This window comes from Limnohabitans sp. (assembly GCF_017848645.1).
Taxonomy (GTDB): domain Bacteria; phylum Pseudomonadota; class Gammaproteobacteria; order Burkholderiales; family Burkholderiaceae_C; genus Limnohabitans_A.
This window is the reverse complement of the sequence record NZ_JAFEIF010000053.1, coordinates 1-26,607: the sequence shown is the minus strand read 5'-3', so window position 1 is coordinate 26,607 and position 26,607 is coordinate 1. Positions and strand designations below refer to the sequence as shown.

Annotated in this window: 26 protein-coding genes; 17 read left to right on the top strand and 9 right to left on the bottom strand. The window is 62.3% G+C overall.

Features of this window, described 5'->3' with window-relative positions:
- From QZ190_RS12475 to QZ190_RS12460, 4 genes are all read right to left on the bottom strand, one after another.
- On the bottom strand, positions 1–191 hold a 191-nt coding region (locus tag QZ190_RS12475; RefSeq protein ID WP_291916775.1), incomplete at its 3' end, for a hypothetical protein.
- Positions 192–326: 135 nt separating this feature from the next.
- Positions 327–884, bottom strand: coding sequence for a CBS domain-containing protein (locus QZ190_RS12470; RefSeq protein WP_291916773.1), 558 nt, complete (start codon positions 882–884; stop codon positions 327–329).
- Between the two features lie 110 nt (positions 885–994).
- Positions 995–1,993, bottom strand: a complete 999-nt coding sequence (locus QZ190_RS12465) for a tripartite tricarboxylate transporter substrate binding protein (protein ID WP_291916771.1) — start codon at positions 1,991–1,993, stop codon at positions 995–997.
- 117 nt (positions 1,994–2,110) lie between these two features.
- Positions 2,111–2,824, bottom strand: coding sequence for a YebC/PmpR family DNA-binding transcriptional regulator (locus QZ190_RS12460; RefSeq protein WP_089963613.1), 714 nt, complete (start codon positions 2,822–2,824; stop codon positions 2,111–2,113).
- 200 nt (positions 2,825–3,024) lie between these two features.
- On the opposite strand from QZ190_RS12460, the gene QZ190_RS12455 reads away from it, so the two are divergent.
- The gene (locus QZ190_RS12455) at positions 3,025–3,936 is read left to right on the top strand and encodes an alpha/beta hydrolase (protein WP_291916766.1); all 912 of its coding nucleotides are present in this window, start codon (positions 3,025–3,027) and stop codon (positions 3,934–3,936) included.
- Positions 3,933–4,817: a DMT family transporter gene (locus tag QZ190_RS12450; RefSeq protein WP_291916763.1), complete on the top strand. Its 885-nt coding sequence runs from the start codon at positions 3,933–3,935 to the stop codon at positions 4,815–4,817. The genes QZ190_RS12455 and QZ190_RS12450 overlap by 4 nt, the downstream gene beginning before the upstream one ends.
- A gap of 87 nt (positions 4,818–4,904) precedes the next feature.
- Here QZ190_RS12450 and QZ190_RS12445 read toward each other — a convergent pair whose 3' ends face one another.
- The 3 genes from QZ190_RS12445 to QZ190_RS12435 all read right to left on the bottom strand — a co-directional run bounded on the left by QZ190_RS12445 (position 4,905) and on the right by QZ190_RS12435 (position 7,947).
- Positions 4,905–6,188, bottom strand: a complete 1,284-nt coding sequence (locus QZ190_RS12445; RefSeq protein WP_291916761.1) for an O-acetylhomoserine aminocarboxypropyltransferase/cysteine synthase family protein — start codon at positions 6,186–6,188, stop codon at positions 4,905–4,907.
- Positions 6,189–6,252: 64 nt separating this feature from the next.
- Entirely contained in the window at positions 6,253–6,720 is a 468-nt protein-coding gene (locus QZ190_RS12440) for a CoA-binding protein (RefSeq protein ID WP_291916759.1), read from the bottom strand.
- Positions 6,721–6,741: 21 nt separating this feature from the next.
- Entirely contained in the window at positions 6,742–7,947 is a 1,206-nt protein-coding gene (locus QZ190_RS12435) for an MFS transporter (protein ID WP_291916757.1), read from the bottom strand.
- Positions 7,948–8,041: 94 nt separating this feature from the next.
- On the opposite strand from QZ190_RS12435, the gene QZ190_RS12430 reads away from it, so the two are divergent.
- Entirely contained in the window at positions 8,042–9,241 is a 1,200-nt protein-coding gene (locus QZ190_RS12430) for a tetratricopeptide repeat protein (protein ID WP_291916755.1), read from the top strand.
- 89 nt (positions 9,242–9,330) lie between these two features.
- Positions 9,331–9,903, top strand: a complete 573-nt coding sequence (locus QZ190_RS12425) for a DUF2076 family protein (protein ID WP_291916753.1) — start codon at positions 9,331–9,333, stop codon at positions 9,901–9,903.
- 56 nt (positions 9,904–9,959) lie between these two features.
- Here QZ190_RS12425 and QZ190_RS12420 read toward each other — a convergent pair whose 3' ends face one another.
- The gene (locus QZ190_RS12420) at positions 9,960–11,213 is read right to left on the bottom strand and encodes an Hsp70 family protein (protein WP_291916751.1); all 1,254 of its coding nucleotides are present in this window, start codon (positions 11,211–11,213) and stop codon (positions 9,960–9,962) included.
- Between the two features lie 134 nt (positions 11,214–11,347).
- Between QZ190_RS12420 and QZ190_RS12415 the strand changes: the two genes are divergently transcribed.
- The 13 genes from QZ190_RS12415 to xylB all read left to right on the top strand — a co-directional run bounded on the left by QZ190_RS12415 (position 11,348) and on the right by xylB (position 24,617).
- Positions 11,348–11,629, top strand: a complete 282-nt coding sequence (locus QZ190_RS12415) for a DUF3297 family protein (RefSeq protein WP_291916749.1) — start codon at positions 11,348–11,350, stop codon at positions 11,627–11,629.
- Between the two features lie 8 nt (positions 11,630–11,637).
- Entirely contained in the window at positions 11,638–12,837 is a 1,200-nt protein-coding gene (locus tag QZ190_RS12410; RefSeq protein WP_291916747.1) for a CaiB/BaiF CoA-transferase family protein, read from the top strand.
- A gap of 227 nt (positions 12,838–13,064) precedes the next feature.
- Positions 13,065–14,141 (top strand): 4-hydroxyphenylpyruvate dioxygenase, encoded by a 1,077-nt coding sequence (gene hppD / locus QZ190_RS12405; protein WP_291916746.1) that lies wholly within the window; start codon positions 13,065–13,067, stop codon positions 14,139–14,141.
- A gap of 119 nt (positions 14,142–14,260) precedes the next feature.
- On the top strand, positions 14,261–14,635 hold the full coding sequence (locus tag QZ190_RS12400; protein WP_291916744.1) for a type II toxin-antitoxin system RelE/ParE family toxin: 375 nt from the start codon (positions 14,261–14,263) through the stop codon (positions 14,633–14,635).
- Positions 14,628–14,945, top strand: coding sequence for a DNA-binding transcriptional regulator (locus QZ190_RS12395; protein WP_291916742.1), 318 nt, complete (start codon positions 14,628–14,630; stop codon positions 14,943–14,945). The genes QZ190_RS12400 and QZ190_RS12395 overlap by 8 nt, the downstream gene beginning before the upstream one ends.
- Positions 14,946–15,712: 767 nt before the next feature.
- A complete protein-coding gene (locus QZ190_RS12390; RefSeq protein WP_291916776.1) occupies positions 15,713–17,008 on the top strand; it encodes a sugar ABC transporter substrate-binding protein in 1,296 nt (431 codons plus the stop codon).
- Positions 17,009–17,139: 131 nt separating this feature from the next.
- Positions 17,140–18,000 (top strand): carbohydrate ABC transporter permease, encoded by an 861-nt coding sequence (locus QZ190_RS12385; protein ID WP_291916740.1) that lies wholly within the window; start codon positions 17,140–17,142, stop codon positions 17,998–18,000.
- Between the two features lie 9 nt (positions 18,001–18,009).
- A complete protein-coding gene (locus QZ190_RS12380) occupies positions 18,010–18,840 on the top strand; it encodes a carbohydrate ABC transporter permease (protein ID WP_291916738.1) in 831 nt (276 codons plus the stop codon).
- Between the two features lie 24 nt (positions 18,841–18,864).
- Positions 18,865–19,932 (top strand): ABC transporter ATP-binding protein, encoded by a 1,068-nt coding sequence (locus QZ190_RS12375; protein WP_291916736.1) that lies wholly within the window; start codon positions 18,865–18,867, stop codon positions 19,930–19,932.
- A gap of 46 nt (positions 19,933–19,978) precedes the next feature.
- Positions 19,979–20,713 (top strand): SDR family oxidoreductase, encoded by a 735-nt coding sequence (locus QZ190_RS12370; protein ID WP_291916734.1) that lies wholly within the window; start codon positions 19,979–19,981, stop codon positions 20,711–20,713.
- A gap of 27 nt (positions 20,714–20,740) precedes the next feature.
- The gene (gene dalD / locus QZ190_RS12365) at positions 20,741–22,156 is read left to right on the top strand and encodes a D-arabinitol 4-dehydrogenase (RefSeq protein ID WP_291916733.1); all 1,416 of its coding nucleotides are present in this window, start codon (positions 20,741–20,743) and stop codon (positions 22,154–22,156) included.
- 13 nt (positions 22,157–22,169) lie between these two features.
- On the top strand, positions 22,170–23,126 hold the full coding sequence (locus QZ190_RS12360) for an AraC family transcriptional regulator (protein ID WP_291916731.1): 957 nt from the start codon (positions 22,170–22,172) through the stop codon (positions 23,124–23,126).
- A gap of 9 nt (positions 23,127–23,135) precedes the next feature.
- Positions 23,136–24,617, top strand: a complete 1,482-nt coding sequence (gene xylB, locus QZ190_RS12355) for a xylulokinase (protein ID WP_291916730.1) — start codon at positions 23,136–23,138, stop codon at positions 24,615–24,617.
- Here the strand turns inward: xylB and recQ are convergent.
- Complete coding sequence (recQ, locus tag QZ190_RS12350; protein ID WP_291916728.1) at positions 24,614–26,497, bottom strand: DNA helicase RecQ; 1,884 nt, start codon at positions 26,495–26,497, stop codon at positions 24,614–24,616. The genes xylB and recQ overlap by 4 nt on opposite strands.
- Between the last annotated feature and the right edge of the window lie 110 nt (positions 26,498–26,607).

Here is a 26,607-nt window from a genome sequence, read left to right as displayed (position 1 = left end):
GGGAAAAGTGAAAAGCAGACATGACTGACGAAGTCGCTGTGGAGCCCCTGAAAAAGATGTAACAGTGCCTTGACCCCCATCGCCCGGCGGGCGTAAAGTGGCATCGCTGACATCGGGAAACCGATCGAAGCATCCTCTGGGGTGCATTCATGCACCCCGCCCATCAGAACGATGAAGCTTCTTTTGGGCAAACCCTGGGACGATCCTCTCGTGACGCCCCATCGGCCCGACCAGTTCGCTGGTCGGGCTTGTCATTTGGGGGGCTTGTTTTGCAACGGGTGTCCGAACCAACGGGCTGTGTGCGGCGGCCCGTTTTCAGGGCGGCATCAGGGCTCGTGTTGCGCCAGGTACATGCTGCCTGCGTCGCCTGGGCTGAACAGGGGTGAGGTGCGGCTGCTTTCCAGGTCGATGCCGATGCGAAGGGCCTGCGCCAGGCCACTGAGTTCCTGTGCCAATTGGGCCAACACATCGTCCAGAGACAGCAAGCCCATCAAGCGTCCGTTGGGCTCGGTGACAAAAATGCGCCGCACGCCATGCTGGTTCATGGCCTGCACGGCTTCGTGCACCGTGGCCGTGCCGGGCACACGCACCAGGTGCACGCTGCTGAATGCCCCAATATTGGCCTCTTGCGGTGAGCGGTCTTGCGCCAGCAAATGGATGACCAGATCGCGGTCGGTCACCACGCCCACCACGCGGGTCGGGTCTTCGGGGTCGGTCAGGGCCAATGCGCCCACATGGTGGGTGCGCATCATCTCAGCGGCTTTGCGCACCGAGGCTTCGGCGCTCAGGCTGAGGATGTCGCGCTGGCACAGTTGCGCCAGGCAAAAGCTTGCCTCAGCGGGGCTGTGGCTGGGGACCCGCAGGTCGATTTGGGGTGGTGGCATGGGGGGCTCCTGTGGCAACTGCGCCATGGTGCCCCGCCTGCGCCCGCCCGACTGTGCGCTGGCTGACAAGCCCGCCCGGTGTGCCCTCGGGCCCAAGGGTAGCGCTGGCCTCAGTCCAGACTCAGCCCAATCTTGCGCGACACGGCGCCCCATTTGGCAAAGTCCTTGGCCACTTTGGCGACCGCCTGCTCGGGCGTGCTGCCGATCACGATCTGGTCGGACGCCTTGAGCCGCTCGGTGGCTTCAGGGGTGCGCAGCGCGTCGACCACGGCCTGGCGGAATTTGGCCACGATGTCATCGGGCACTTGTTTGGGGGCCATCAAGATCAGGCTGAAATCGGCCTCGTAGCCTTTCACCCCGGCTTCGTCCATGGTGGGCACTTCGGGCAAGGAGGGCGAGCGCGCCTGGCCCGACACCGCCAGCGCCGTCAACTTGCCCGAGCGCACATGCGGCAGCACCGTGGGCCCGGCCAGCAAACCACAAGGCACCTGGTTGGCCAGCACGTCCTGCATGGCGGGGGCCGGGCCTTTGTAGGGGATGTGCGTCATTTGCATGCCGGTCATGCTCAGCAGCAATTCGGTCGACAAATGCCCCGGCACACCCGCGCCGCCCGAGGCATAGCTCAAGGGCGTGGTTCTGGATTTGGCGATCAGCTCGGACACTGTTTTGACACCCAGCGAAGGGTTGCACACCAGGGTTTGGCTGAACGAAGACAACACGCTGATGGGCTTCAAGTCGTCGAGCTTGAAGGGCATGGTTTTGTACACATGCGGGTTCACGGTGAGCAGGGTGTCGGTCGCGAACAAAAAGGTGTAACCGTCGGGTGAGGCACGCGCTACGCTGGCTGCGCCGATGTTGCCACCCGCGCCGGGCTGGTTCTCGATCACGATGGGTTGCTTGAGGTTGGCCAGAATTTTCTCGGCCGCTGTGCGCATGACCAGGTCACTGGGGCCGCCAGGCGGGAAGGGAATGACGACTTTGATGGGGCGCTGTGGCCAGGCTTGTGCCAGGGCGGTGCTGCTGGCACACACGGCCAGCAAGGCCGCGATGAAGGTCAGATACCGGGTGCGAGATGGCGAGGCGATGGTGGCTGAAACAAAAAACGGCATGGGGAACTCCTGAACGATCAGGACATGCTATCGATGCACTCGCGAAACGCCCACATTGAAAACCCTCAAGTGGGGCGTTCAGCTGTCGCCTGCAAGACCCGAAGGCCCTGCATGGTTTTAACCCGCCAGCCCCACAAACACGTTCTGCACATCGTCGTTGTTGTCGATCGCGCCCAAAAAGGCTTCGACTTCTTCGAGTTGTTCGGCGCTGAGATTTGCGGGGTCCACCGGGTTTTTGGGTTTGTAGCCCAGCTTGGCCGACACCACAGTGAAACCGTGTTCGGGCAGGGCGCGGCTGACCAGGTCCAGGTCGGTGGCTTCGGTGATGAACACCGTCACGCCGTCTTCATCGGCGGGTTCAAAGTCTTGCGCGCCGGCTTCGATGGCGGCCAGTTCGGCGTCAGCGCCTGCTTGGGCGGGCTCGGCCTCGATGAAACCCACATGGTCAAAGTCCCAAGACACCGAGCCCGAAGTGCCTTGCTGGCCCTTGCGGAACAACACACGCATTTCAGAGGCGCTGCGGTTGACGTTGTCGGTCAGCACTTCGATCATCACGGGCACTTGGTGCGGGGCGAAGCCTTCGTAAATCACGCGGTCAAAGCTCACGGCATCACCCAGCAAGCCAGCGCCTTTTTTGATGGCGCGCTCCAGCGTTTCCTTGGGCATGGACACCTTGCGTGCCTGCTCGACCACCAGGCGCAGGCGCGAGTTGGCGGCGGGGTCGGCACCGTTGCGGGCGGCGATCATGATGTCTTTGGCCAGGCGACCAAACAGCTTGCCTCGTGCATCTGCTGCCTGTGCCTTGCCTTTTGCTTTCCACTGCGCGCCCATGGGGTCTTCCTTCTTGTTGGGGATGAAAGCACTGAGTTTAAGCGCTGGCCCTTGACCGCAGGGGCTGGGGTGCGGGTCTCAAAGGGCACAGCGGCTGCGGTGGTGCAGGGCAATAATGGCTGCTGAGGCGCCCCACCGTGCCCCCCTCGGTTGAGTGGCGCCAGACTTGCACTGCCCCCGCTTGCCAAAGCGTTTAGACCATGCACCACCCTGCCTTGCCCTTGTTTCCCGGTTTCGCGCACCACCAGATCGCGGTGTCTGCGGGCCTGCACATGTCGGCCATGGTGGGCGGGCAAGGCCCGGGTTTGCTGCTGCTGCACGGGCACCCGCAAACCCTGGCCATCTGGCACAAGGTGGCCCCCACGCTGGCGCAGCACTTCACGGTGGTGGCGGCTGACCTGCGCGGTTATGGTGACTCCTCCAAACCCGAGGGTGGCCCGGACCACGCGGCGTACGCCAAACGCAGCCTGGCGAAAGACCAGATCGATCTGATGCAGCACCTGGGTTTTGCGCGCTTTCATGTGCTGGCGCACGACCGGGGGGCCCGCGTGGCGCACCGGCTGGGCATGGACCATCCGCAGGCCGTGCGCCAGATGGTTTTGCTCGACATCGCGCCCACGCTGGCCATGTACGCACAAACCACCGAGGCCTTTGCACGCGCCTATTGGCACTGGTTCTTTTTGATCCAGCCCCAACCCTTACCCGAGCGCCTGATCCAGGCCGACCCGGCCGCCTATGTGACCGATGTCATGGGCAACCGCAGCGCCGGGCTGGCCCCGTTTGATGCGCGCGCGCTGGCCGAATACCAGCGCTGCCTGGCTCTGCCGGGTGCGGCGCACGGGCTGTGCGAAGACTACCGCGCCTCGGCAGGCATCGACCTGGAACACGACCGGGAAGACATCGCGCAGGGGCGACGGCTTCAGATGCCCATCCAGGTGCTGTGGGGGGCGCAGGGCGTGGTGCAGCGCTGCTTTGAGCCGCTCAAGGAATGGCAAAAAGTGGCTAGCCAGGTCACGGGCCAAGCGCTGCCTTGCGGCCACTACATCGCCGAAGAAGCGCCCGAGGCCCTGCTGGCGCAGGTGCTGCCCTTTTTTGACAAGGCCCCCGCATGAGCCAGCACAACCGCCGAGGCATCGTCACCATGACCGGTGCCATGGTGTTTTTTGTGGTGAACGACGCCTTGGTCAAATGGGTCAGCGCCGATCTGTCCACGCCGCAGCTGATTTTTGTGCGTGGCGTGATGACCACGGCGCTGCTGCTGGCCCTGGCCGGGTGGATGGGCCAGCTGCAGCTTTGGCGCACCACGCTGACGCGCTCGGTGCCTGCCCGCGCCGTGCTCGACAGCCTGGCGTCTTTCACCTACCTCACCGCGGTGTTTCACATCCCCTTGGGCAACGCCACAGCGATCAATTTGGCGGGTCCGCTGTTCTTGACCCTGATGGCGGTTTTCTTTTTGCACGAGCGGGTCACGCCGGGCCGTTGGGCGCTGATCTTGCTGGGTTTTGCGGGCGTGCTGCTGGTGGTGCAGCCGCGTATGGGTGACTTCAATGCCTATGCCTTGCTGTGCTTGTTTGCGGCGGTGCTGCACGCGGGGCGCGATTTTCTGACGCGCCTCGTGCCCGCTCAAGTGCCTTCGCTTTTGATCACCTTGTCGACGGCGATCATGGTCACTTTGTTGGCGGGTGTTTGGAGCCTGTTTGAGCCCTGGAAGCCCATGGCCACACAGCACCTGTGGCAGCTGTTCGGGGCCTCGCTGTGCCTGGCGGCGGGTTACCACTTGCTCACGCTCAGCATGCGCTTGGGCGACATGAGCGTGATCGGGCCGTTTCGCTACAGCGGCCTTTTGGTGGCGCTGGTGCTGGGTTACCTGATGTGGGGCGATGTGCCCAACACGCTGGCTTGGTGCGGCATTGCACTGGTGGTGGCTGCCGGGTTGGGCTTGCTCCAGTCTGAGCGCAAGCGCCGGCAGGCGCTGCTGGCACGAGACGCTTGAAGACCCTGATGGGGTGGTAAGCCTGAAAGCCCAGCACATCCATGGACCTAGGTGTACAAGTCATCGCCCACGGGCCATGGCATCGACTTAGCGGCTGGCCTTGTCCAGCGCCTGGTCGATGTCCCAGAGGATGTCGTTCAGGTTTTCCAAGCCGACTGAGATGCGCACCATGTCGGGCGGCACGCCCGCGGCCAGTTGCTGGGCTTCGTCGAGCTGGCGGTGCGTGGTGCTGGCCGGGTGGCTGATCAGGGTACGGGTGTCGCCGATGTTGACCAAGTGGCTCATGAACTGGGCCGACTCGATGAAGGTCACGCCTTGCGCCAAACCGCCTTTGACGCCGAACGACAGCAAGCCTGAAGCGCCACGCATCTGGCGCTGCATCAGGGCGTGCTGCGGGTGGTCGGGCAGCCCGGGGTAATTGACCCAGGCCACTCGCGGGTCGGCCTGCAAAAATTTGGCCACGCCCAAAGCGTTGTCGCAGTGTTTGGTCATGCGCAGCGGCAGGGTCTCGACGCCTTGCAGAATTTGCCAGGCGCTCATGGGGCTGAGCGATGCGCCAAACACGCGCAGGCTTTCCATGCGGCAGCGCATGGAAAAGCCGAAGTCGCCAAAGGTCTCGTAAAACTTTACCCCGTGGTAGCCCTTGGACGGTTCGGTCATGCCGGGGAACTTGCCGTTGTCCCAAGGGAATTTGCCGCCCTCGACCACCACGCCGCCCAGCGTGGTGCCGTGCCCGGCCAGGTATTTGGTGGCCGAATGAACCACGATATCGGCCCCCAGCGCCAAAGGGTTGCACAGCAGGGGGCTGGGCACGGTGTTGTCGATGATGAGCGGCACGCCGTGCGCATGGGCCACCTCGGCCACGGCGGCGATGTCCAGCACCACCATGCTCGGGTTGCCCAGACTCTCGGCATACACCGCCCGGGTGTTGGGTCGCATGGCGGCGGCAAAGGCTTCGGGTTTTGTGGCGTCCACAAAGGTGGTCTCGATGCCGAACTTGGCCAGGCTCACGGCCAGCAGCGTGACCGAGCCGCCGTACAAAGCCCCGGCCGCCACCACATGGTCGCCCGACTGCAGGATGGTCATCAGCGCCATGGTCTCGGCCGCCATGCCCGAGGCACTGGCCACGGCGGCGCGCCCGCCTTCGAGTGCGGCCACCCGCTCTTCGAGCACCGCCACCGTGGGGTTGCTCAGGCGCGAATACACATTGCCAAAGGTCTGCAGGTTAAAGAGCGATGCCGCGTGCTCGGCGCTGTCAAACACAAAGCTGCTGGTTTGGTAGATGGGCAAGGCGCGTGCGCCCGTGGCCGCATCGGGAATTTGCCCGGCGTGGATGGCCAGGGTCTCGGGGTGGAATTGGCGGTCGGTCATGGTGTTCGGTTTGAAAAGTTGGCTTGAATTTGCAGGAGCCCACCCCTGTGGGCGATGGCTGGCCTCACACCAGCCGCCGCGCCGAAATGACGCCGGTGTTCACGCCTACCCAGTTCAGGCCGCCAAACAGCCGGGCATGTTCGATCTTCACGCAGCGGTTGCTCACCGAATCCATGCCCGCCTGCCGGGCCAGGGCGTCGGCCTCGGGGTTGGTTACACCCAGTTGTTGCCAAAGACACCGCGCCCCGATATGCACCGCTTGCTGGGCTATCGGCAGCACATCTTCGCTGCGGCGAAACACATCGACCATGTCCACCTTGAAGGGGATGTCGCTCAGGCTGGCGTAACAGGTTTCGCCCAAAATCGCCTGGCCCGCATAGCGCGGGTTGACCGGCACGATCTTGAAGCCGTGCGACTGCATGTACTTGGCCGCGAAATAGCTGGGCCGGTGCCACTCGGCCGACAGGCCCACCACCGCGATGGTGGGGCAACTTTTGAGGATGCGCCGCAGCGCGTGCAAATCGTTGTGCATGAGGTGCTTCTTTCTGAAGAATCAATACCGCGCCTGGCCGCAGCGTTTCATTTGCCGTGAGGCCCATGTGGCGCACAGCGCCAGCCCGCCGCACACGGCCATCACGCCCAAATAATGCCCGCTCAGGTCAAACGCAGCCCCGGCCAGCACCGGGCCCAGCAAGTTGCCCAATGCCGCGCCGCTGTAGAGTGTGCCCACCACACTGGCCACCGAGCGGCCGCCAAAATAATCCATGCAAATGGCGGGCAAGAGCGACACGATGGAGCCATAGCTCAGGCCAAACCACAGGGCAAACAGCACCAGCATGGCCTGCCCGCCCGCCGCGCCCCACAGCACATACGACGCGCCCATGGACAGCTGCATCAGCACCAGCGTCTGCGCCCGGCCCAGCCGGTCGGCCAGCAGGCCAATGGCAAAGCGCCCGACCAGACTGCCCACGCCAATCAGGCCCACCAGTCCCACGGCAAAGGCTTCGCCCAGGCCCAGATCGCGCGCCGAGGCGGACACATGCGCAAAGGGAATGAACATCACGGGCGAGGCCAGCACGGTGGCCAAGTACAACCAGCGGAAGGTGGGGCTGCGCAAGGTCTCGCGCAAAGTCAGCCCGGAGGCCGAGCCCCCTTCACCGGGCACACCGGGCGCACCGGGGGCGGCTTGCGTGGCAGGGGCGCGGCGCAGCAAACCCGCCGCCAACAAGCCCAGCACCAACACCGCCAAGGCCAGCAACTGCATGGCCTCGCGCCAGGGCATGGGGCCAATCGCCATGGCCACCAACACCGGCACCAACAAAGTGCCTGCGCCCACGCCCGAGCTGGCAATGCCCCCGGCCAGACCCCGGCGGGTGGTGAACCAGGGCTGCACGCTGGCAATGGACGGGGTGTAGACCAGCGCAATGCCCAAGCCCACCAGCAAACCGTAGCTCACATAGACCGCCATCAAGGACGTGGCCCAGCTGGTGGCCAGCAGGCCCAGCGCAATGAGGCCCATGCCCGCCGAGCACACGACGCGCGGGCCAAAGCGGTCGGCCAGCATGCCGCCGCCAGCGCCCAGCACAAAGTAGACAAAGCCCGACAGGCCAAAGATCCAGGACACATCGGCCCGCTGCGCCGAGAATTCGGCCGCAAACGATTCAAAAAACGCCGCAAACGAATACGACACCCCAAAGATCAGCGCCAGGCAAGCAAATGTGGCCCAAACCACCACCCAGGCATAGGGGGTCTCTTTCATGCGGTCTCCGGTATTTTTGTGAAGCGGGTTCATTGTGCCTCGACCCTGCCGGGGCGGTGGGATGCAGGTGCTGGCCTGTGTCACACTGGTGAACATGGACCCTTCACTCGAACAAGCCCGCCAGGCCTTTCTGGCTGGCGTCGAACAGTTTGAACGCCACGACTTCGAGGCGGCTGCAGCGCTGTTCGAGAAAGCTTTGCAGCTCGCCCCCGGCCGGCCCTCTGTGCTCATGAACCTGGGCGTGAGCTGCGTGCAGTTGGGCCGTTTTGAGCGGGCCGATGTGTGTCTGCGCCAAGCCTTGGACGCCGATGATTCGCAAACCGATGCCTGGATGGCCTGGGGCGTGACGCAAATGGCCCTGGGCGATTGGGCGCAGGCTTTGCTTTGCCACGACAAAGCACGCGCTCTGGGCGCAGACGGGGCCGACTTTTGTTTGCGCTGGGGCCAGTGCCTGGCGCACGAAAGGCGCTTGCCACAAGCCTTGTTGGCCTTTGAGCAGGCCCTGGCGCATGACCCGGACTTGGCCGAAGCCTGGAGCCAGATGGCCCATGTGCAGCGCGACATGGGCCAGACCGCGCAGGCGATCGCGGGCTACCAGCGGGCCCTGGACTTGGGGGCCGATCCCGAACTGCACCGCTACTACCTGGCCGCCCTGAGCCCGCAGCAGCCCATGGTGAATGCGCCAGCAGCGTATGTGGAAAAACTGTTTGACCAGTACGCCGATGACTTTGAAGCCCACCTGGTGGGGCAACTGGGTTACCAAGGCCACCGCGTGCTGCTGCAGCACCTGCCCGCAGACCCGGCGGCCCGCTTTGAGCGCGTGTGGGATCTGGGCTGCGGCACAGGTTTGTGTGGCCGCTTGATCCGCTCCCGCGCAGACCATTTGAGCGGGGTGGACCTGTCGTCGGCCATGGTCGCCAAGGCCCAAGCCCTTGGGGTGTACGACAGCCTGCACGCGCTGGAACTGGTCGATTTTTTGAAGCAAGGCAATGAGCAGGCCGATCTGGTGCTGGCCGCCGACGTGTTCATTTATGTGGGACGCCTGGAGGCGGTTTTTGAGGCCCTGAGCCCTCGCGTGCGCCCGGGTGGCTGGCTGGCCTTCACCGTCGAAGAGGCTGACCCGGGCCTGGCTGTGCAGTTGCACAGCACGCTGCGTTATGCACACGCCCTGACGTATTTGCAGGGCTTGGCCGCGCAACATGGCTGGCAATGGGCCCGCGTGCACCGCGCGCCCTTGCGGCTGGACCAGGCGCAGCCCCTCATGGGCGCTTATGTGTACCTGCAAAAGACCTGATGGTGCATGGGCTCATCGTCCAAGTGCCTCAGGCGTGAACCCATAATCGTCTGCGCCAGACCGTCTGCCACCCATGAAGGGACCTGTCCATGACCGCCCAAGAACGTGACCAGCTCCAGCAATTTTTGGCCGCTTTGCGCCAGCAACGCGCCCAGCCCAAAGATGCGCTGGCCGACGGCCTGATCCGCGACGCGCTGGCGCAGCAGCCCGATGCCCCTTATTTGCTGGTGCAGCGCAGCCTGGCGCTGCAGCTGGCGCTGGATGCCGCCCATGCCCGCTTGGGCCTGTTGCAAGCGCAGTGCGATGAACAAGCCGCTCGCTTGGCATCTGCCGCCAGCCCCACAGCGGCAGGGGCCACCTTTCCAGGCGGTGAGGGTTCAGCTGGTGCAGACCGTGCCCATGTTCAGGCCGCCCCCATGGCCCCGGCCCTGCTCAGCCCTCCCAGCCCCTGGGGGCGTGGTTTGCTGGCGCAAGTCGGTGGCACGGCATTGGGCGTGACCACAGGTGTGGTGGCCGGTGGTTTGCTGCTGCAAGGTCTCCAAGGCCTGTGGGGAACAGACGCGGCCGCGCCCGATGTGGCCCAAGGCTCCGCCGGGGGCTTGGCCACCGCCGAGCCGGATGCGGGCGATGGCCTGTGGGACCTGGGCGACGACTGGACCTGAGTCCACTGTTTGAGACCATCGGCAGCAAAAGCCCCGTCAGAAACAAGCACCAAGGCTCAGCGGCTGTAGGCCAAGCCCAGCGCCACGCCGCCAAACAAATCGCCTTCGACCAGCGGCACACCCGCAAATTCGGCCTGCAAAGCGGCCTGGAAAGTGCTCAAGGCCGATGAGCCACCCGTGAGGTAAATCGCATCCAGTGACGCATCCGTCAGGCCTGCGCGCTGCACACATTCGCGTGCGCAAGCCACGGTGCGGGCCAGCAAGTCCTGCAAATGCGCCTGCATGTCGCCCACCCCCAGACGCGCCTGCAAGCCGCGCTCGATCACCGACAGCTCGATGCCTGTGTCGGCGCGGTTCACGGAGCATTGGATCTTGGCCTGCTCCACCTCGTGGGCCATGTGGTGGCCGTGCCTTTCGGTCAGCACGCGCATCAGGCGCTCATGCAGACGCGGCTCGCTGTAGTTGCTGCGCAGGGTTTGGGCGTGGGCGATGGCTCTGGGTTGGTATTGCCAGTGGATCAGGTGCCAAGTGGCCAAGTCAAAAAACACGCGGTTGGGCACTTCCCGCTGCTCGGGGCCCAAATGTTTGTAACCCAGCAGCGGCATGACCTGCGCCAGATTCAGCTGCCGGTCGTAATCGGTGCCGCCAATGTGCACGCCCGTGGTGGCCAAAATGTCGCTGCTTCTGTCCGTGCGGGGCATGCGCTCCGGCCCCAGGCGCACCACCGTGAAGTCCGAGGTGCCGCCCCCCAAGTCCACCACCAGCACGGTGCTTTCTTGGGTCAGGCGCTGCTCGTAGTCCAGCGCGGCGGCAATGGGCTCCAGTTGAAACGACACCTCATCAAAGCCCACCGCCTCGACCGCCTGGCGCAGCGAGGCTTCGGCTTGGTCATCGCGTTCGGGGTCATCGTCGACAAAGTGCACCGGGCGGCCCATCACCACTCGGCGCGGGGCGCTGCCCAGGCTTTGGGTGGCGCGCTCGCGAAGCTGCGCCAAAAAGGTGCCGATGATGTCCTGAAAACTGATCTGCTGGTGGCCGATCTGCGTGGTCTCCAAAAGGAGCGGGCTGCCCAGCAGGCTTTTGAGCGAGCGCATCAAGCGGCCTTCGGTGCCTTCCAGGTAATGCCCGATGGCGTCGCGCCCGAAGTGGGTGCTGCCGTCTTCGGCGTTGTAAAACACGGCCGTGGGCATGGCCAGGGCGTCGCCCTCGAGCGGAATCAGGCGTGCGCTGCCCTCTGGGCCGAGCCAGGCCATGGCCGAATTGGAAGTGCCGAAATCGATGCCGAGCGTGCCGGCGGGGGAAGAGGTCATGAGGAAGGGGGTCAAGCTGAATCGGACGGGACAGGCCCAAGCACTGTCCGTCGAAGGACCCGGGATTCTGCCACCGACGGCCCCGTTAAATCGGGGAGAATCCACTTAGTTTCATTTTTGCCAACGCATTGACCATGACCGAAACCCAAACCCCTGACACTTCCGCCGATAACGCCCACGTTTCCCGCCCCGCACTCCCCGACCGCCTGGCCATCGACGCCCGCAGCCCACACCATGTGCGCGCCGTGTTCGAGCACGACATCGGCATCCGCTTCAATGGCAAAGAGCGCAACGACGTTGAGGAATACTGCATCAGCGAAGGCTGGGTGCGAGTGCCCGCAGGCAAAACGCTGGACCGCAAGGGTCAGCCGTTGCTGATCAAAATCAAAGGCACGGTCGAAGCGTTTTACCGCTGAGCGTGCGCATGACCGAACCGGCTCGGAAACTCCCGCTCGACGGCCTGCGTGTCGTCGAGTTCACCCACATGGTCATGGGACCCACTTGCGGCATGGTGCTGGCCGACATGGGAGCCGAGGTCATCAAGGTTGAGCCCATTGCGGGCGACCGCACCCGGCATTTGTTGGGCTCGGGTGCAGGCTTTTTTCCGATGTTCAACCGCAACAAAAAGAGCATTCAGATCAACCTGCAAAGCCCTGAGGGGGCTGAGGTCGCGCGTCGCCTGTGTGCCACGGCCGATGTGGTGGCCGAGAACTTCAAGCCCGGCACCATGGCCAAGTACGGCCTGGACTACGCCAGCTTGTCGGTGAACCACCCGAAAATCATTTACGCCAGCCTCAAGGGCTTTTTGCCCGGGCCGTATGACCACCGCACCGCGCTCGACGAGGTGGTCCAGATGATGGGCGGCCTGGCTTACATGACCGGCCGTCCGGGCGACCCGCTGCGCGCGGGCACCAGCGTGAACGACATCATGGGCGGCATGTTCGGGGCGATTGGCGTGTTGGGTGCACTCATCCAGCGCGGCATCACCGGGCGCGGGCAAGAGATCCAGTCCGCTTTGTTTGAGAACAACGTCTTTCTGGTGGGCCAGCACATGCTGCAGTACGCCATCACCGGCAAAGCGGCCGAGCCCATGCCCAACCGCATCTCGGCCTGGGCGGTGTACGACGTGTTCACTGTCAAAAACGGCGAGCAAATCTTTTTGGCCGCTGTGAGCGACGCGCAGTGGGCCACCTTTTGCGACGTGTTGGGTTTTGCCGACCTGAAAGCCGATGCGCGTTACTTTGACAACAATGCCCGCGTGTCGCTGCGTGCCGAGTTGATGCCTGATTTGCGCCGCCGCCTGGCGGCCTTCACGGCGGCCGAACTGACCGCCATTTTTGAAAAGGCTGGCCTGCCTTTTGCACCCATCGTCAAGCCCGAAGAGCTGTTTGACGACCCGCACCTGCAGGCCACCGGGGGGCTGGCCGATGTGCGCCTGCCCGACGGCCCCAGAGCCGGGCAGACCGCGCCTGCGGCTTTGCTGCCCTTCACCATGGGCGGCCAGCGTTTAGGGGTGCGCCACCAACCACCCCGGCAAGGTGAGAACACAGACGCGTTGCTGACCAGCTTGGGCCTGAGCCCCCACGAGATCGAGCGCATGCGCGCCAGCCAGGCGGTGGCCTGAAGTGCTCGGCGGCGGCTTGGCTTGACATTTGACGCCAAGGCCACGACCATCTGCCTCCATGGCCATCCAGGTTTTGATTTTCGGCATCCACCTCGCGCGCAGCACGCGGGGTAAGCCCTGCGCGCCGCCGCAGGGTTTTTAAACACACCCTTCGTTTTCGTTTGTCCAATTTCAATTCGGGCCGTGCTCACTTTGCAGCGCGGTCCTGCTTTTCACTGGAGATTTTCATGGCCGATTTGTTTGACAACCCCATGGGTTTGTGTGGCTTCGAGTTCGTCGAGTTCGCCTCGCCTGTCCCCAACACGCTGGAGCCCTTGTTTGAAAAAATGGGCTTCACTTTGGTGGCGAAACACCGATCCAAAGACGTGGTGCTCTACCGCCAAGGCGACATCAATTTCATTGTCAACCGCGAGCCCAAAAGTCTGGCCGGGTACTTCGCATCCGAGCACGGACCTTGCGCTTGTGCGCTGGCGTTCCGGGTGAAGGACTCGCACAAGGCTTATGCGCGGGCGCTGGACCTCGGGGCGCAGCCCGTGGATGTGCCCACGGGCCCGATGGAGCTGCGCTTGCCCGCCATCAAGGGCATTGGTGGCGCGCCGCTGTATTTGATCGACCGCTTTGAAGACGGCAAGAGCATCTACGACATCGACTTTGAATTCATCGAGGGTGTGGACCGCCACCCGCCGGGCCATGGCCTCAAGCTCATCGACCACATGACACACAACGTCTACAAAGGGCGCATGGCGTACTGGAGTGGCTTTTACGAAAAGCTGTTCAACTTCCAGGAGATTCGCTACTTCGACATCAAGGGCGAGTACACGGGCCTGACCAGCCAGGCCATGATGGCGCCCGACGGCATGATCCGCATCCCGCTGAACGAAGAGTCGGGCAAGACGGGCGGTCAGATCGAAGAGTTCTTGATGCAGTTCAACGGCGAGGGCATCCAGCACATTGCGCTGCTCACCGACGATATTTTGAAAAGCGTGGACGCCTTGCAGATGGCGGGCATCCCGCTCATGACCGCACCCAACGACATCTATTACGAGATGCTCGAAGAGCGCCTGCCGGGCCACGGCGAGCCGGTGCCCGAACTGCAGGCGCGCGGCATCCTGATGGACGGCTCCACGGCCAATGGCGAGAAGCGCTTGCTGCTGCAAATTTTCAGCCAGACGCTGCTGGGGCCCGTGTTCTTCGAGTTCATCCAGCGCAAGGCCGACGAAGGCTTTGGCGAGGGCAACTTCAAGGCGCTGTTTGAAAGCCTGGAGCGTGACCAGATTCGGCGCGGGGCGATTCAGGTGGAGTGAGGGTTTAGCTGTGGGCGCATGCACGCCCGACGAACCCAACAATGTCGTGCACTGTTTAAGAGCCCTTGATTTTAGTAACACTTTGTGTGATACTTTGATAAAAAATTTAGGAGGCGGAAATGGATATCTTTAAAAGTGCGTGGTTCACGCGCTTCGCCCGAAAAGAAAAGATTTCTGTTGCTGCACTTCTCGATGCAGTAGCCCGAGCTGAAGGCGGTTTGATTGATGCCGATTTGGGCGCGGGTGTGATCAAGCAAAGAATCGCTCGACCTGGTGAGGGGCGTTCAAAGGGTTATCGAACGATTCTGCTGTTTCGTCAGCAGCATCGGTGTTTCTTTGTTTATGGCTTTGCCAAGAGCGAGTTGGAAAACATCAGTGCCATGGAAGAGGCCCAATTCAAAAAGATGGCTCAACACGTATTGGATTTAACGGATGCCCAACTCATGGAGTTGGTGACTCAAGGACATTTTGAAAAGGTGGTGCAAGATGCCTAAAAAATACCGCAGTGATGTATTGGCTGCGATCCACGAAACGATGGAGGCTTTGCATGAAGTGGGCGCTGTGAATCGCCAGACCATGCGGGAGTTTGACGAGACTTGCCTCACGCCCATTGAGGTGATGCTGCCCGAACAAATCAAAGCACTTAGGATGCGCGAGCATATTTCGCAGCCTGTGTTTGCGCGATACCTGAATGTGTCGAAGAACCTTGTTTCTGATTGGGAGCGCGGTATTAAAAAGCCCGGAGGCCCAGCGCTCAGATTGCTCACGGTGATTCAACACAAGGGCTTGATGTCGATCGCTTGATTCAATACCGTTGTAACACCTACCTCACTGGTCACCCCGGATATGAAGCAAATGGGTTTGAGCTTGTCGCAAAAATTTTCACAGGAGTCGGCAGATGCGATGGCTGGCATGAAAGTCACGAGCTCAGGTTATGCGTTTGACGATGTTCGGGTTTATGTTTCTTCAACTGAAAAAGCATCGCCAAGGGCAATGTGAGCGGCCAGCCATGTTGCAACCGAAAACGATGCGCTGAAACACCAGCCATGGTGGTCCGCATACGTCACCAGCGAGAAGCGGAATAGCAAGACGGAGAAGTTTGAGGCTGCGTTGGCGGCCGTTTTAACCTGCGCCCCGCTGTAAGTCTTGAATAGCCCTCGACGAGCCCGAGCGTCTGACTTTTATCCCCCCATAAAGAGTGTTCGGCGAAACGTCCAGCAGATTGGCGATGGCTACTTGGTTGATGCCTTTGGCCAAGTCGTCGTCGATCTTGTCGGCCAGCATACAGCCCCATTGCACACCCGCAGAACCTGCTCGCCACAGGCTTCGGCAGTTAATGCCCATGTCGGCCGCCCGACTTCAATGCGGAAAAGTAGTACTCATTTGATAAAGTAGGTGAATATCCGAAGAAATTAAGTCAAAAAAATACCATCGATAGATAAATACGTACCAAATACGCATCAAAAGATCAGTATCGTTCAGCCCAGCCAACCGGACATGTCGCTGGGATGTGTGTTGGCAGACCCATGAAACCCAACACCAGGAGATTGATCGTGAAATTGAAATTCCGTATGAGCTTGGCCGCAGGCCTTGCGTTTGCACTGCTGGGTGCCAGCCATGCTGCCACCGAATTGGTCATTGCCACGGTGAACAACGGCCACATGATCGAGATGCAAAAACTCGGCAAGCACTTCGAATCCGCCAACCCCGACATCAAACTCAAGTGGGTCACTTTGGAAGAAGGCGTGCTGCGTCAGCGCGTGACCACCGACATCGCCACCAAGGGCGGTCAGTTCGATGTGATGACGATTGGCATGTACGAAACCCCGATCTGGGGCAAAAAAGGCTGGTTGCAGGAACTCAAAACCGACGCCGCCTACGATGTGGACGATCTGCTGCCCGCCATGCGCAATGGCCTGAGCGTGGACGGCAAGCTGTTTGCCGCACCGTTTTACGGCGAAAGCTCGATGCTGATGTACCGCAAGGACTTGGCCGACAAAGTCGGCGTGCAAGTGCCCGAGCGCCCCACATGGCCGCAAATCAAGGACTTGGCCGCCAAGATTCATGACCCCAAGAACGGCGTGTTCGGCATTTGCCTGCGCGGTAAACCTGGCTGGGGCGACAACATGGCCTTGCTGTCCACGATGGTCAACACCTTTGGTGGTCAGTGGTTTGACATGAACTGGAAACCCCAACTCGAATCCAAGCCCTGGAAAGATGCGGTCAACTTCTATGTCGACCTGCTGAAAAACTACGGCCCACCCGGCTCTGCAGCCAACAGCTTCAACGAAATCCTGGCGCTGACCAACTCGGGCAAGTGCGGCATGTGGGTTGACGCGACGATTGCAGCCTCGTTTGTGAGCGATCCCAAGCAGTCCAAAGTGGCTGACCAGATGGCCTTTGCGCAAGCGCCCACCATGAACACACCCAAAGGTGCCAACTGGTTGTGGGCCTGGTCGCTGGCCATTCCTGCGGGCTCCAAAAAGGTCGATGCGGCCCAGAAGTTCGTGACCTGGGCCACGTCCAAGGACTACATCAACTTGGTGGGCAAGACCAATGGTTGGGGCGCTGTGCCCACCGGCACGCGCAAGAGCACTTACGCCAATGCCGACTTCCTGAAGGCCGCACGTTTTGCCAAGGCTGAAAAGACAGCCATCGACTCGGCCAACCCGAACGACTCGACTTTGCCCAAGAGCCCCTATGTGGGTGTGCAGTTCGCGGCCATCCCTGAGTTCCAGTCGATTGGCATTGCCGTGGGTCAGCAAATGAGCGCCGCTTTGGCAGGCAAGTCCAGCGTGAACGCCGCCCTCAAAGCCAGCCAAGTGGCCGCAGAGCGCGAAATGAAGAAGGCCGGTTACTACAAGTGAGTCCGCCTTGCGGGTGGACCGGTGCCAGCACCAGCCTGCCCGCAAATTGGGCGCATTGGGCCCAGGGCTCTTGCCGACGTGTCGCCCAGCTGGTCTGGGCGGCAGCGTTTTTTCGTTGAAAGTTTGCCTTCATGAACCGCTTGCTTCCCCGTTTGTTGCTGACGCCCGCCGTTGCCACACTGTTCTTGTGGATGATCGTGCCGTTGGTGATGACGATTTATTTCAGCCTCATCCGATTCAACTTGCTGCAGCCCGATCAGAGCGGCTTTGTTGGACTGGAAAATTTCGAATACTTCATCACCGACCCCTCATTTGGCGCAGCGGTGCTCAACACCGTGCTGTTGCTGGGCAGTGTGATCGCCATCACGGTGGTGCTGGGGGTGGCGCTGGCCTTGCTCATCAACGAACCCTTTGCGGGCCGCGGCCTGGTGCGCTTGCTGCTGATATCGCCTTTCTTTGTCATGCCCACGGTCAATGCCTTGATGTGGAAAAACATGATGATGAACCCGATTTATGGGGTGCTGGCCCAGGTCTGGATATTTCTGGGCATGGAGCCGATCGATTGGCTGACCGATTTCCCCTTGCTGTCGGTGATCATCATGGTGTCCTGGCAGTGGCTGCCATTTGCCACCTTGATTTTCATGACAGCGCTGCAAAGCATGGACCGCGAGCAGCTCGAAGCTTCGCGCATGGACGGGGCCAACTATGGGCAGCAGTTGCGCTACCTCTACATCCCCCACCTGGGCCGCTCGGTGGCGGTGGTCGTCATGATCGAACTCATCTTTTTGCTCAGCGTGTTCGCTGAGATTTACACCACCACCGGTGGTGGACCGGGTGACGCGAGTACCAATGTGGCGTTCCTGATTTTCAAGCAGGCACTTCTGAATTTTGATGCCGGTGTCGCATCGGCGGGTGCGTTGTTGGCGGTGGTGCTGGCCAACATCGCGGCCATTTTCATGATCCGCATGGTCGGTAAAAACCTGGACAAGTGAGCAACCCCCATGGCAAGACAAACCACTTTCACCACCGCTTACGCCGTGCGCACAGTCGCGGCCTGGGCCAGCGCTTTGCTGCTGTTCTTTCCCTTGGGCTGGTTGATGTTGACCGCGTTCAAGACCGAGCTGCAGGCCATCGCGGTGCCGCCCGAGCTGTTTTTTGCGCCAACGCTGGAGAACTTTCACGAAGTGCAAGAGCGCAGCGACTATCTGCTGTACGCCAAAAATTCGGTCATCACCAGCGTGGTGTCCACCCTGCTGGGGCTGCTGATTGCCGCGCCTGCGGCCTACTCGATGGCCTTCATCAAGGGCAAGCACACCAAGGACATCTTGATGTGGATGCTGTCCACCAAGATGATGCCCGCCGTGGGTGCGCTCGTGCCCATTTATGTGCTGGCGCAAAAGAGCCACTTGCTGGACACCCAGCTGGCTTTGATCATCGTGTTCACGCTGTCCAACTTGCCGATCATGGTGTGGATGCTGTACTCGCATTTCAAGGACATTCCGCACGAAATTCTTGAGGCGGCCCGCATGGACGGTGCATCGCTGTGGCAAGAGGCGCGCATGGTGCTGCTGCCGCTGGCCATGGGTGGGCTGGCTTCAACCGGCTTGCTGTGCTTGGTGCTCAGCTGGAACGAAGCATTTTGGGCGCTCAACCTCACGGCCGCCAAAGGCGGCACCCTGGCCACCCTGATCGCCAGTTACTCCAGCCCTGAAGGCCTCTTTTGGGCCAAGTTGTCGGCCGCATCGCTCATGGCGATTGCCCCCATCGTGGTGTTTGGCTGGTTCAGCCAAAAGCAACTCGTGCAAGGCCTGACCTTCGGCGCCGTCAAGTAATCCATTTTCAAAACTACACACACCATGTCTTACCTTCAACTTCAGGGCATCGAAAAATTCTTCGGTGAACACCGCGCCATCAAGGGCATTGACCTGTCCATCCAGCAAGGCGAGTTTGTGGTCTTTGTTGGCCCGTCCGGTTGCGGCAAATCCACGCTGCTGCGCCTCATTGCGGGGCTGGAGCACATCGACGGCGGCAAGCTCAGCCTGCAAGAGCGCGACATCACGCACTTGCCATCGAGCCAGCGCGATTTGGCCATGGTGTTCCAAAGCTACGCGCTGTACCCGCACATGAGTGTGTTCGAGAACATGAGCTTCGCACTCAAACTCGCCAAAGAAGATCCGGCGATCATCAAAGACAAAGTCGAACGCGCCGCGAAGATCCTCAACCTCAGCAGCTACCTGCAGCGCACGCCCAAAGACCTCTCGGGCGGACAGCGCCAACGCGTGGCGATTGGCCGAGCCATTGTGCGTGCGCCCAAGGTGTTCTTGTTTGACGAGCCGCTGTCCAATCTGGACGCTGCTTTGCGTGGCCAGACCCGCGTGGAAATCGCCAAGCTGCACCGCGACCTGGGGGCGACCACCATTTATGTGACACACGACCAGGTCGAAGCCATGACGCTGGCCGACCGTGTGGTGGTGCTGCGTGATGGCCAGATCGAACAAGTGGGCACACCGCTGGAGCTCTACGACCGACCGGCCAACCAGTTTGTGGCCCAGTTCATTGGCACGCCACAGATGAACGTGGTGCCCTTTGCACAGTTGCCTGCGGTGGTGCAACAACAAGCGCCGGCCGCCGCAGTGGGCGGCAGCATGGGCTTGCGCCCGGAAGCCGTGTTGCTGCGCCCCCATGGACAAGGGGCCGTGGCGGGACGGGTGGAGCTGGTGGAGGCCTTGGGTGCTGAAACCCTGGTTTATGTCAGCACGACCGAAGGGGCCACGCTGGTGGCCCGCCAAAGCGAGCGCACAGCGCTGCTGGCGGGCAGCACCGTCGCGCTCGATGTGGCCACGGAGCAAGCCCATTGGTTTGACACCAGCGGCCGCGTGGTGCGCCACACGGCCGCCACCGCACCCAGTGCCACCGTGGCCTGAGCCTGACCTGACCTGAGATTGGCGCCTCTTCAAGACAGACCCCACCATGAACAACTCACTCCCTTTGAGCGGCCAGGTGGCCGCCGTCACCGGCGCGGCATCGGGCATCGGTTTGGCCAGCGCGCAGGCCATGTTGGAAGCGGGCGCGACCGTGGTGCTGGTAGACCGCGACCGCCAGGCGCTTGACAAGGCCTGCGCCGCCTTGGGTGCCAATGCCTTGCCGCTCGTGCTGGACCTGCTGGACCCTTTGCAATGCGCGGCCATGCCTGAGCGCATTTTGGCCTTGGCCGGTCGGCTCGATGTCTTTCACGCCAATGCGGGCTTGTATGTGGGCGGTGACCTGGTGGATGCGAGCGATGAGGCCATCGACCGCATGCTGAACCTGAACGTCAACGTGGTCATGAAAAACGTGCGCGGCGTGCTGCCACACATGATCGTGCGCGGTGCGGGCGACATCATCGTGACCAGCTCGCTGGCGGCGCATTTCCCCACCCCCTGGGAGCCGGTGTATGCCTCCAGCAAATGGGCCATCGACTGTTTTGTGCAGACCACACGCCGTCAGGTTTTCAAGCATGGCATCCGCATGGGCGCGATTTCGCCGGGGCCGGTCATCACGGCACTGCTGGCCGACTGGCCCGCTGAAAAACTGGCTGAAGCCAAGGCCAAGGGCAGCTTGCTCGATGCGGTAGAAGTGGCCCAAGTCGTGCTGTTCATGCTCACGCGCCCTCGCGGCATGACCATCCGCGACGTGGTCATGATGCCGACCCAATTTGACCTTTGACTTTTGACTTTGATCCGGACCAACCCAATGACCCACGTCATGCTCCATCTGGGCCTCGGCTCTTTTCACCGTGCCCATCAGGCCGTTTACCTGCACCAGCTGATCCAAAGCGGAGACAGCAGCTGGGTTTTGGCAGCGGGCAACACCCGACCCGACATGGCCGAGACCCTGGCCGCATTGGCGGCGCAAGGCGGTGCCTACACCCTGGAGACGATTTCTCCGGCAGGCGAGCATCGCTATGAACGCATCACATCCATACGGCAAGTGATTCCCTGGACAGCTGATCTGGCCGGTTTGGTGGCCTGGGGTGCTGATAGTGCCACGCGCATCATCTCGTTCACGGTGACCGAGGCAGGCTATTACCTGGACGCAGCCAACCGCCTGGACCTCAGCACCTTTGCCGACCTGCGTGCCGATGTGGCCGCTGCGCGTGCCGGACAACCCGGGCCCACCATTTATGCGGCGCTCACGGCCATCTTGCGAGAGCGCATGCGCCAAGGCAGTGGCCCTGTGACCTTGCTCAACTGCGACAACCTGCGCCACAACGGCGACCGTTCGCGTGCGGGTCTGCTGGAGTTCATTGGGTTGATCGGCGACACCGCTTTGTTCGATTGGGTGCAGGCCCACACCACCAGCCCCAATGCGATGGTCGACCGCATCACCCCGCGGCCCACGCCCGATGTGCGCGAGCGCGTCAAGGCAGCCACGGGCGTTGACGATGCGGCTGCTGTGATGGGGGAGAGTTTCATCCAGTGGGTGATCGAAGACCGTTTTGCCGCCGGACGGCCCGCCTGGGAAAAGGTGGGTGTGCAAATGGTGCCCTCGGTGGATGCGTACGAGGAGGCCAAGATCCGTTTGCTCAATGCCACGCATTCTTGCGTGGCGTGGGCGGGCACCTTGGTGGGTTACCAGTTCATTCACGAAGGCACGCAGGACCCGGTGATCCGCCAGATGGCGCATGACTATGTGACACACGACACCATACCGGTGCTCGACACGACCGAGCACCCCTGCCCGATCGATCTGCCGCAATACCGCGACGTGGTGCTGGATCGTTTTGCCAACCCGGCGATTTGCGACACCAACCAACGCGTGGCCATGGATGGCTTTTCCAAAATTCCGGGTTTCATTGCACCCACCATCCGGCAGCGGCTGGCTCGGGGGGAAGGCATCGAGAGCGTGGCCATGCTGCCCGCCTTGTTCCTGGCTTTCTTGCAGCGCTGGTATCGCGACCAGTTGTCTTACGCTTACCAGGATCAGGCCATGGACCCCGCAGTGGCGCACGCCATGTGCCAGGCGGCCGATCCTGTGGCGGTTTTTTGTGCCGACCGGCTGTTGTGGGGTGATCTGGCCGGGGATGCCCGCTTGACCGATGCGGTGCGCCGGGCCTACGCTCGGGTGCAGGCTTTTGCGGCAGAGCACGTCCGCCAGCCCCCACTTTGACCGCACGAATGCGATGACCGTTAAACCCCACGACATGTCCCGGCACTTGCCCCGGCAGACCCAGCCCGAGCTGGAACATGCCCTCAGTCGCACCCCCGATCTGGGCTATGAGGCCTCTGATGAGGTGGGCATCATCAGCTGTCTGTCGCATGGCTTTCCAACACCTTTGGCGCGTTGGCATTACCACGACGAATACGAGTTGCACCTGATCACGGCCACCTCGGGCAAGGTGTTTGTGGGTGACTGGATCGGTTACTTTCAACCAGGCCAGCTGGTCTTGACCGGACCGCGCCTGCCGCACAACTGGGTCAGCATGGACTTGCCTGAAGGCGGTGTGCCAGAGCGTGATTTGGTGATCCAGTTTCCGCATGGGCCGATCGCTGCCAGTGCCGAACACATTCCCGAGCTGCGGGAGGTTTTGCCATTGCTGGAGCGGGCGGGGCACGGGGTGGAGTTTTTTGGCATGGGCGAGCAGGCTCAGGCCCATTGGCGGCGTATCAAGCAGGCACGAGGGGGGCAGCGTTTTGCAGCCTTTTGTGATTTTCTGACCGATCTGGCCCGGTCCACCGACTACCGCTTGCTGTCCAGCGTCCAGATCCAAAGTGTGGACAACCACCACCAGCTCGATCAGATCAACGCCATTGTGGAGCGGGTCATGGACAACCTGGGAGAGGAATTTTCGGTGTCGGCCCTGGCCCAGGAGCTGGGCATGAGTGACAGCCAGTTTTCACGTTTTTTCCGCCGGGCCACAGGCAACACCTTCACCGAATTCGTCAATCGCATTCGTGTCAACCGCGCTTGCCAATTGCTGCGGGAAAGCAGGCGTTTCATTGCCGACATCAGCCTGGAGGTGGGCTTCAACAGCATGGCCAATTTCAACCGGCGTTTTCAGGACATCAAGGGCATGACCCCCAGCGATTACCGCAAACAGTCGGGCGTGCGCTTTGGGCTGCACGAGCGCGGAGTTTGAAAGTCGGCCATGTACCTTGGCATTGACCTGGGCACCTCGGGTGTCAAGCTGCTGCTTATGGATGACGCGCAACAGACACTGGCCACGGCCGATGCGCCCCTGCACGTGCAGCAGCCCCAGCCTTTGTGGTGTGAGCAGCACCCGGCGGACTGGTGGTCTGCGGTGACGCACGCAGCAGCCCAGTTGCGTGAGCAACAACCCCAAGCCTGGTCGCGGGTGCGCGCCATCGGCTTGTCGGGGCAGATGCATGGCGCTGTGCTGCTCGACGCGCAGGGTCAGGTTTTGCGCCCCGCTGTGCTGTGGAACGATGGGCGCAGCGCTGCACAGTGCGCGCATCTTGAAAGCGCCGAACCCCGCCTGCGCCAGATCACCGGCAACCGGGCCATGCCCGGCTTGACCGCGCCCAAATTGCTGTGGCTGCGCGAGCACGAGCCCGAAATCTTTGCCCGCACAGCCCGTGTGCTGTTGCCCAAGGATTGGCTGCGTTGGCAACTCACAGGCGAGGCCGTCAGTGAGATGTCGGACGCATCGGGCACTTTGTGGCTGGATGTGGCCCGGCGGCGTTGGGACGCGTCCCTGCTGGCTGCGTGTGGGCTGGATGTGTCCCACATGCCCCGCTTGGTCGAGGGCTCTGAAATCAGTGCGCCTCTGAGTCCGGCGCAGGCCAAAGCCTGGGGCTGGAGCCACCCGGTGCTGGTGGCGGGCGGCGCAGGGGACAACGCAGCCAGCGCCATCGGGGTGGGGGCCTTGGCGGTGGGTCAGGGGTTTGTGTCGCTGGGCACCTCGGGCGTGATCTTTCGTGTGACTGAGAGGTTTGAGCCCGCGCCCGAGCAAGCGGTGCATGCCTTTGCCCATGCATTGCCGCAGCGCTGGCACCAGATGTCGGTGATGCTCAGCGCAGCCAGTGCGCTGGGCTGGCTGGCCCGATTGAGCGGCACACCTGAAGCCCGCCTGTCGGACCTGGCGGCCAGCTTGCCATTGTCGCGGCGCATGCGGTCACCGCTGTTCCTGCCTTATTTGCAGGGCGAGCGCACCCCCCACAACAACCCCTTGCTCACGGCCAATCTGTCGGGCTTGCAAGCGGGGCACGAATTGGCCGATCTGGCTTATGCCGTGATGGAGGGCGTTTGCCTGGGTCTGCTCGATGGCTGGCAGGCCATGAGGCAAACCGGGCCCAGTGCGCAGTCCTTGGCACTGGTGGGCGGTGGGGCGCGCAGCGATGTCTGGGCGCAATGTTTGTCCAGTGCATTGCAGTGCCCACTGCACCGCATCCCCCATGCGCCAGTGGCCGCTGCGTTGGGCGCGGCACGCTTGGCCATGATGGCCGATCAGGGCTGCAGTGACCTGCCCAGTGCCAGCGAGGGGATGGTTCAAACATTCCAGCCAGATGCTGCCGAGACGAGCACTTTGCTGGCGCGGCACGCGCGCTTCAAGGCGCTGTTTGGCCAGCTGCATGGCGCAGGCGAGGCGTTGCAGAAGCCTGAGGCTTAAGCCGCCCCGTTGCACACCCGCAGCACTTGCGGGCCGTAAGCTTCGAGTTTCTTCACGCCCAAGCCGCTGATGCCTTGCAGCTGCGCCAGGCTTTGCGGCGCGGCTTCGGCAATGGCGGCCAGCGTCGCGTCGTGGAAGATCACATACGCAGGCAGGTTGTGTTCCTTGGCCACCTCGGCGCGCCAGGCCTTGAGGTTGATGAAGCGCACCATCGCGTCTTGCCCCAGGTTGGCCGCAGCAGGCGCTGGGCCGCTGCGGGTGCGGCTTTTTTTGTCGCTGCGTTGGCTGGTGCTCTCGCGCAGCTGCACCGGCACATCGCCTTTGAGCACGGCACGTGACGCCTCGGTCAGGTGCAGGGTGCTGAAACCGTCTTCGGTGTGCACATGCAAAGCGCCAATGGCGATCAGCTGGCGCATCACGGCGCGCAGTTGCTGCTCGCTGTATTCGGCGCCTAATCCAAAGGTGCTGATGCTTTCATGGCCGCGCTGCACCACCTTCTCGGTTTTTTTGCCCCGCACGATGTCCATGGTGTGGCTGGCCCCAAAGCTGTGGCCACTGCTTTGGTGGGTGCGGTACACGGTGGAGAGCAGCTTGCGTGCGGCATCGGTGCCGTCCCACACTTCCGGTGGGTTCAAGCAGTTGTCGCAGTTGCCGCAAAAGGGCATGTAAACGCCTTGCGCGCTGTCTTTTTGGCTGGCGTAACTCTCGCCAAAGTAGCCCAGTAGCCGCACGCGGCGGCAGTCGGTCGCTTCGGCCAGGGCCAGCAGCGCGTCGAGCTTGCCGCGCATGACCTGCTTGAACTCTTCGCCTGCCGGGCTCTCGTCGATCATGCGGCGCTGGTTCACCACGTCTTGCAGGCCGTAAGCCATCCACGCGTCAGACGCCAGGCCGTCGCGACCGGCGCGGCCGGTTTCCTGGTAGTAGCCTTCGATGTTTTTGGGCATGTCCAGGTGCGCCACAAAGCGCACATCCGGCTTGTCAATGCCCATGCCAAAGGCCACGGTGGCCACCATCACCACGCCTTCTTCACGCAAAAATTCGTTCTGGTGGCGCTGGCGCACGGCGGCGTCCAGGCCCGCGTGGTACGGCAGCGCGTGGATGCCCGCTTCGCACAGCATGACCGCGATCTCTTCGACCCGTTTGCGCGACTGGCAATAGACCACACCCGCTTCTTCGGGGTGTTCGCGTTCGATGAAGCGCAGCAGCTGGGTGCTGGCGTCTTTTTTCTCGACGATGGTGTAGCGGATGTTGGGCCGGTCAAAGCTGCTGATGAACAGCTCGGCGCCCTCCAGCTGCAGGCGCTCGACGATGTCGGCGCGCGTGAGCGCGTCGGCCGTGGCCGTGAGCGCCACACGCGGCACGCTGGGGTAGCGCTCGTGCAGCACCGACAGACCCCGGTATTCGGGCCGGAAGTCATGGCCCCATTGGCTCACGCAGTGCGCTTCGTCGATCGCAAACAGGCTCAGCAGCCCGCGCTCGAGCAGCGAGTCCATCTGTGCCAGAAAACGTGCATTGGTCACCCGCTCGGGGGCGGCATACAGCAGCGTGATCTCGCCGCGCAGCAAGCGCCGCTCGATGTCGCTGGCTTCTTCGCTGGTGAGGGTGGAGTTGAGAAAGGCCGCGCTCACGCCCGCCTCGTGCAGCGCACCGACTTGGTCGTGCATCAGCGCAATCAGCGGCGAGACGACCACGGTGATGCCGTGGCCTGAGCGCTGGCGTGCAATGGCCGGAATTTGGTAGCACAGCGACTTGCCCCCGCCCGTGGGCATGAGCACCAGCGCATCGCCCCCAGCGGCCACATGGTCAATGATGGCTTGCTGCGGGCCGCGAAAGGCGTCGTAGCCAAAAACTTCGCGCAGGATGGGGAGGTGGGGGGACACTGGGGTTTGATGGCTTTTTGAAGGCTTGATTGTCCGCTATTGATGGCTTGTTTTGCTTGTGTGCTGTGAGGTTGTGTCGTCTGAGTTTTTGCGGGTGTGGTGTGGGTGGG

Bases quoted from the DNA above. Each gene is read 5' to 3' on its own strand.
- QZ190_RS12420 (WP_291916751.1), bottom strand. From the start codon at position 11,213: ATGACCTCTTCCCCCGCCGGCACGCTCGGCATCGATTTCGGCACTTCC.
- QZ190_RS12380 (WP_291916738.1), top strand. From the start codon at position 18,010: ATGGCAAGACAAACCACTTTCACCACCGCTTACGCCGTGCGCACAGTC.
- QZ190_RS12400 (WP_291916744.1), top strand. From the start codon at position 14,261: ATGGATATCTTTAAAAGTGCGTGGTTCACGCGCTTCGCCCGAAAAGAA.
- QZ190_RS12470 (WP_291916773.1), bottom strand. From the start codon at position 884: ATGCCACCACCCCAAATCGACCTGCGGGTCCCCAGCCACAGCCCCGCT.
- QZ190_RS12395 (WP_291916742.1), top strand. From the start codon at position 14,628: ATGCCTAAAAAATACCGCAGTGATGTATTGGCTGCGATCCACGAAACG.
- dalD (WP_291916733.1), top strand. From the start codon at position 20,741: ATGACCCACGTCATGCTCCATCTGGGCCTCGGCTCTTTTCACCGTGCC.
- QZ190_RS12360 (WP_291916731.1), top strand. From the start codon at position 22,170: ATGACCGTTAAACCCCACGACATGTCCCGGCACTTGCCCCGGCAGACC.
- hppD (WP_291916746.1), top strand. From the start codon at position 13,065: ATGGCCGATTTGTTTGACAACCCCATGGGTTTGTGTGGCTTCGAGTTC.
- QZ190_RS12445 (WP_291916761.1), bottom strand. From the start codon at position 6,188: ATGACCGACCGCCAATTCCACCCCGAGACCCTGGCCATCCACGCCGGG.
- QZ190_RS12375 (WP_291916736.1), top strand. From the start codon at position 18,865: ATGTCTTACCTTCAACTTCAGGGCATCGAAAAATTCTTCGGTGAACAC.
- QZ190_RS12450 (WP_291916763.1), top strand. From the start codon at position 3,933: ATGAGCCAGCACAACCGCCGAGGCATCGTCACCATGACCGGTGCCATG.
- QZ190_RS12370 (WP_291916734.1), top strand. From the start codon at position 19,979: ATGAACAACTCACTCCCTTTGAGCGGCCAGGTGGCCGCCGTCACCGGC.
- QZ190_RS12390 (WP_291916776.1), top strand. From the start codon at position 15,713: ATGAGCTTGGCCGCAGGCCTTGCGTTTGCACTGCTGGGTGCCAGCCAT.
- QZ190_RS12425 (WP_291916753.1), top strand. From the start codon at position 9,331: ATGACCGCCCAAGAACGTGACCAGCTCCAGCAATTTTTGGCCGCTTTG.
- QZ190_RS12430 (WP_291916755.1), top strand. From the start codon at position 8,042: ATGGACCCTTCACTCGAACAAGCCCGCCAGGCCTTTCTGGCTGGCGTC.
- xylB (WP_291916730.1), top strand. From the start codon at position 23,136: ATGTACCTTGGCATTGACCTGGGCACCTCGGGTGTCAAGCTGCTGCTT.
- QZ190_RS12440 (WP_291916759.1), bottom strand. From the start codon at position 6,720: ATGCACAACGATTTGCACGCGCTGCGGCGCATCCTCAAAAGTTGCCCC.
- QZ190_RS12465 (WP_291916771.1), bottom strand. From the start codon at position 1,993: ATGCCGTTTTTTGTTTCAGCCACCATCGCCTCGCCATCTCGCACCCGG.
- QZ190_RS12460 (WP_089963613.1), bottom strand. From the start codon at position 2,824: ATGGGCGCGCAGTGGAAAGCAAAAGGCAAGGCACAGGCAGCAGATGCA.
- QZ190_RS12455 (WP_291916766.1), top strand. From the start codon at position 3,025: ATGCACCACCCTGCCTTGCCCTTGTTTCCCGGTTTCGCGCACCACCAG.
- QZ190_RS12415 (WP_291916749.1), top strand. From the start codon at position 11,348: ATGACCGAAACCCAAACCCCTGACACTTCCGCCGATAACGCCCACGTT.
- QZ190_RS12385 (WP_291916740.1), top strand. From the start codon at position 17,140: ATGAACCGCTTGCTTCCCCGTTTGTTGCTGACGCCCGCCGTTGCCACA.
- QZ190_RS12410 (WP_291916747.1), top strand. From the start codon at position 11,638: ATGACCGAACCGGCTCGGAAACTCCCGCTCGACGGCCTGCGTGTCGTC.
- QZ190_RS12435 (WP_291916757.1), bottom strand. From the start codon at position 7,947: ATGAAAGAGACCCCCTATGCCTGGGTGGTGGTTTGGGCCACATTTGCT.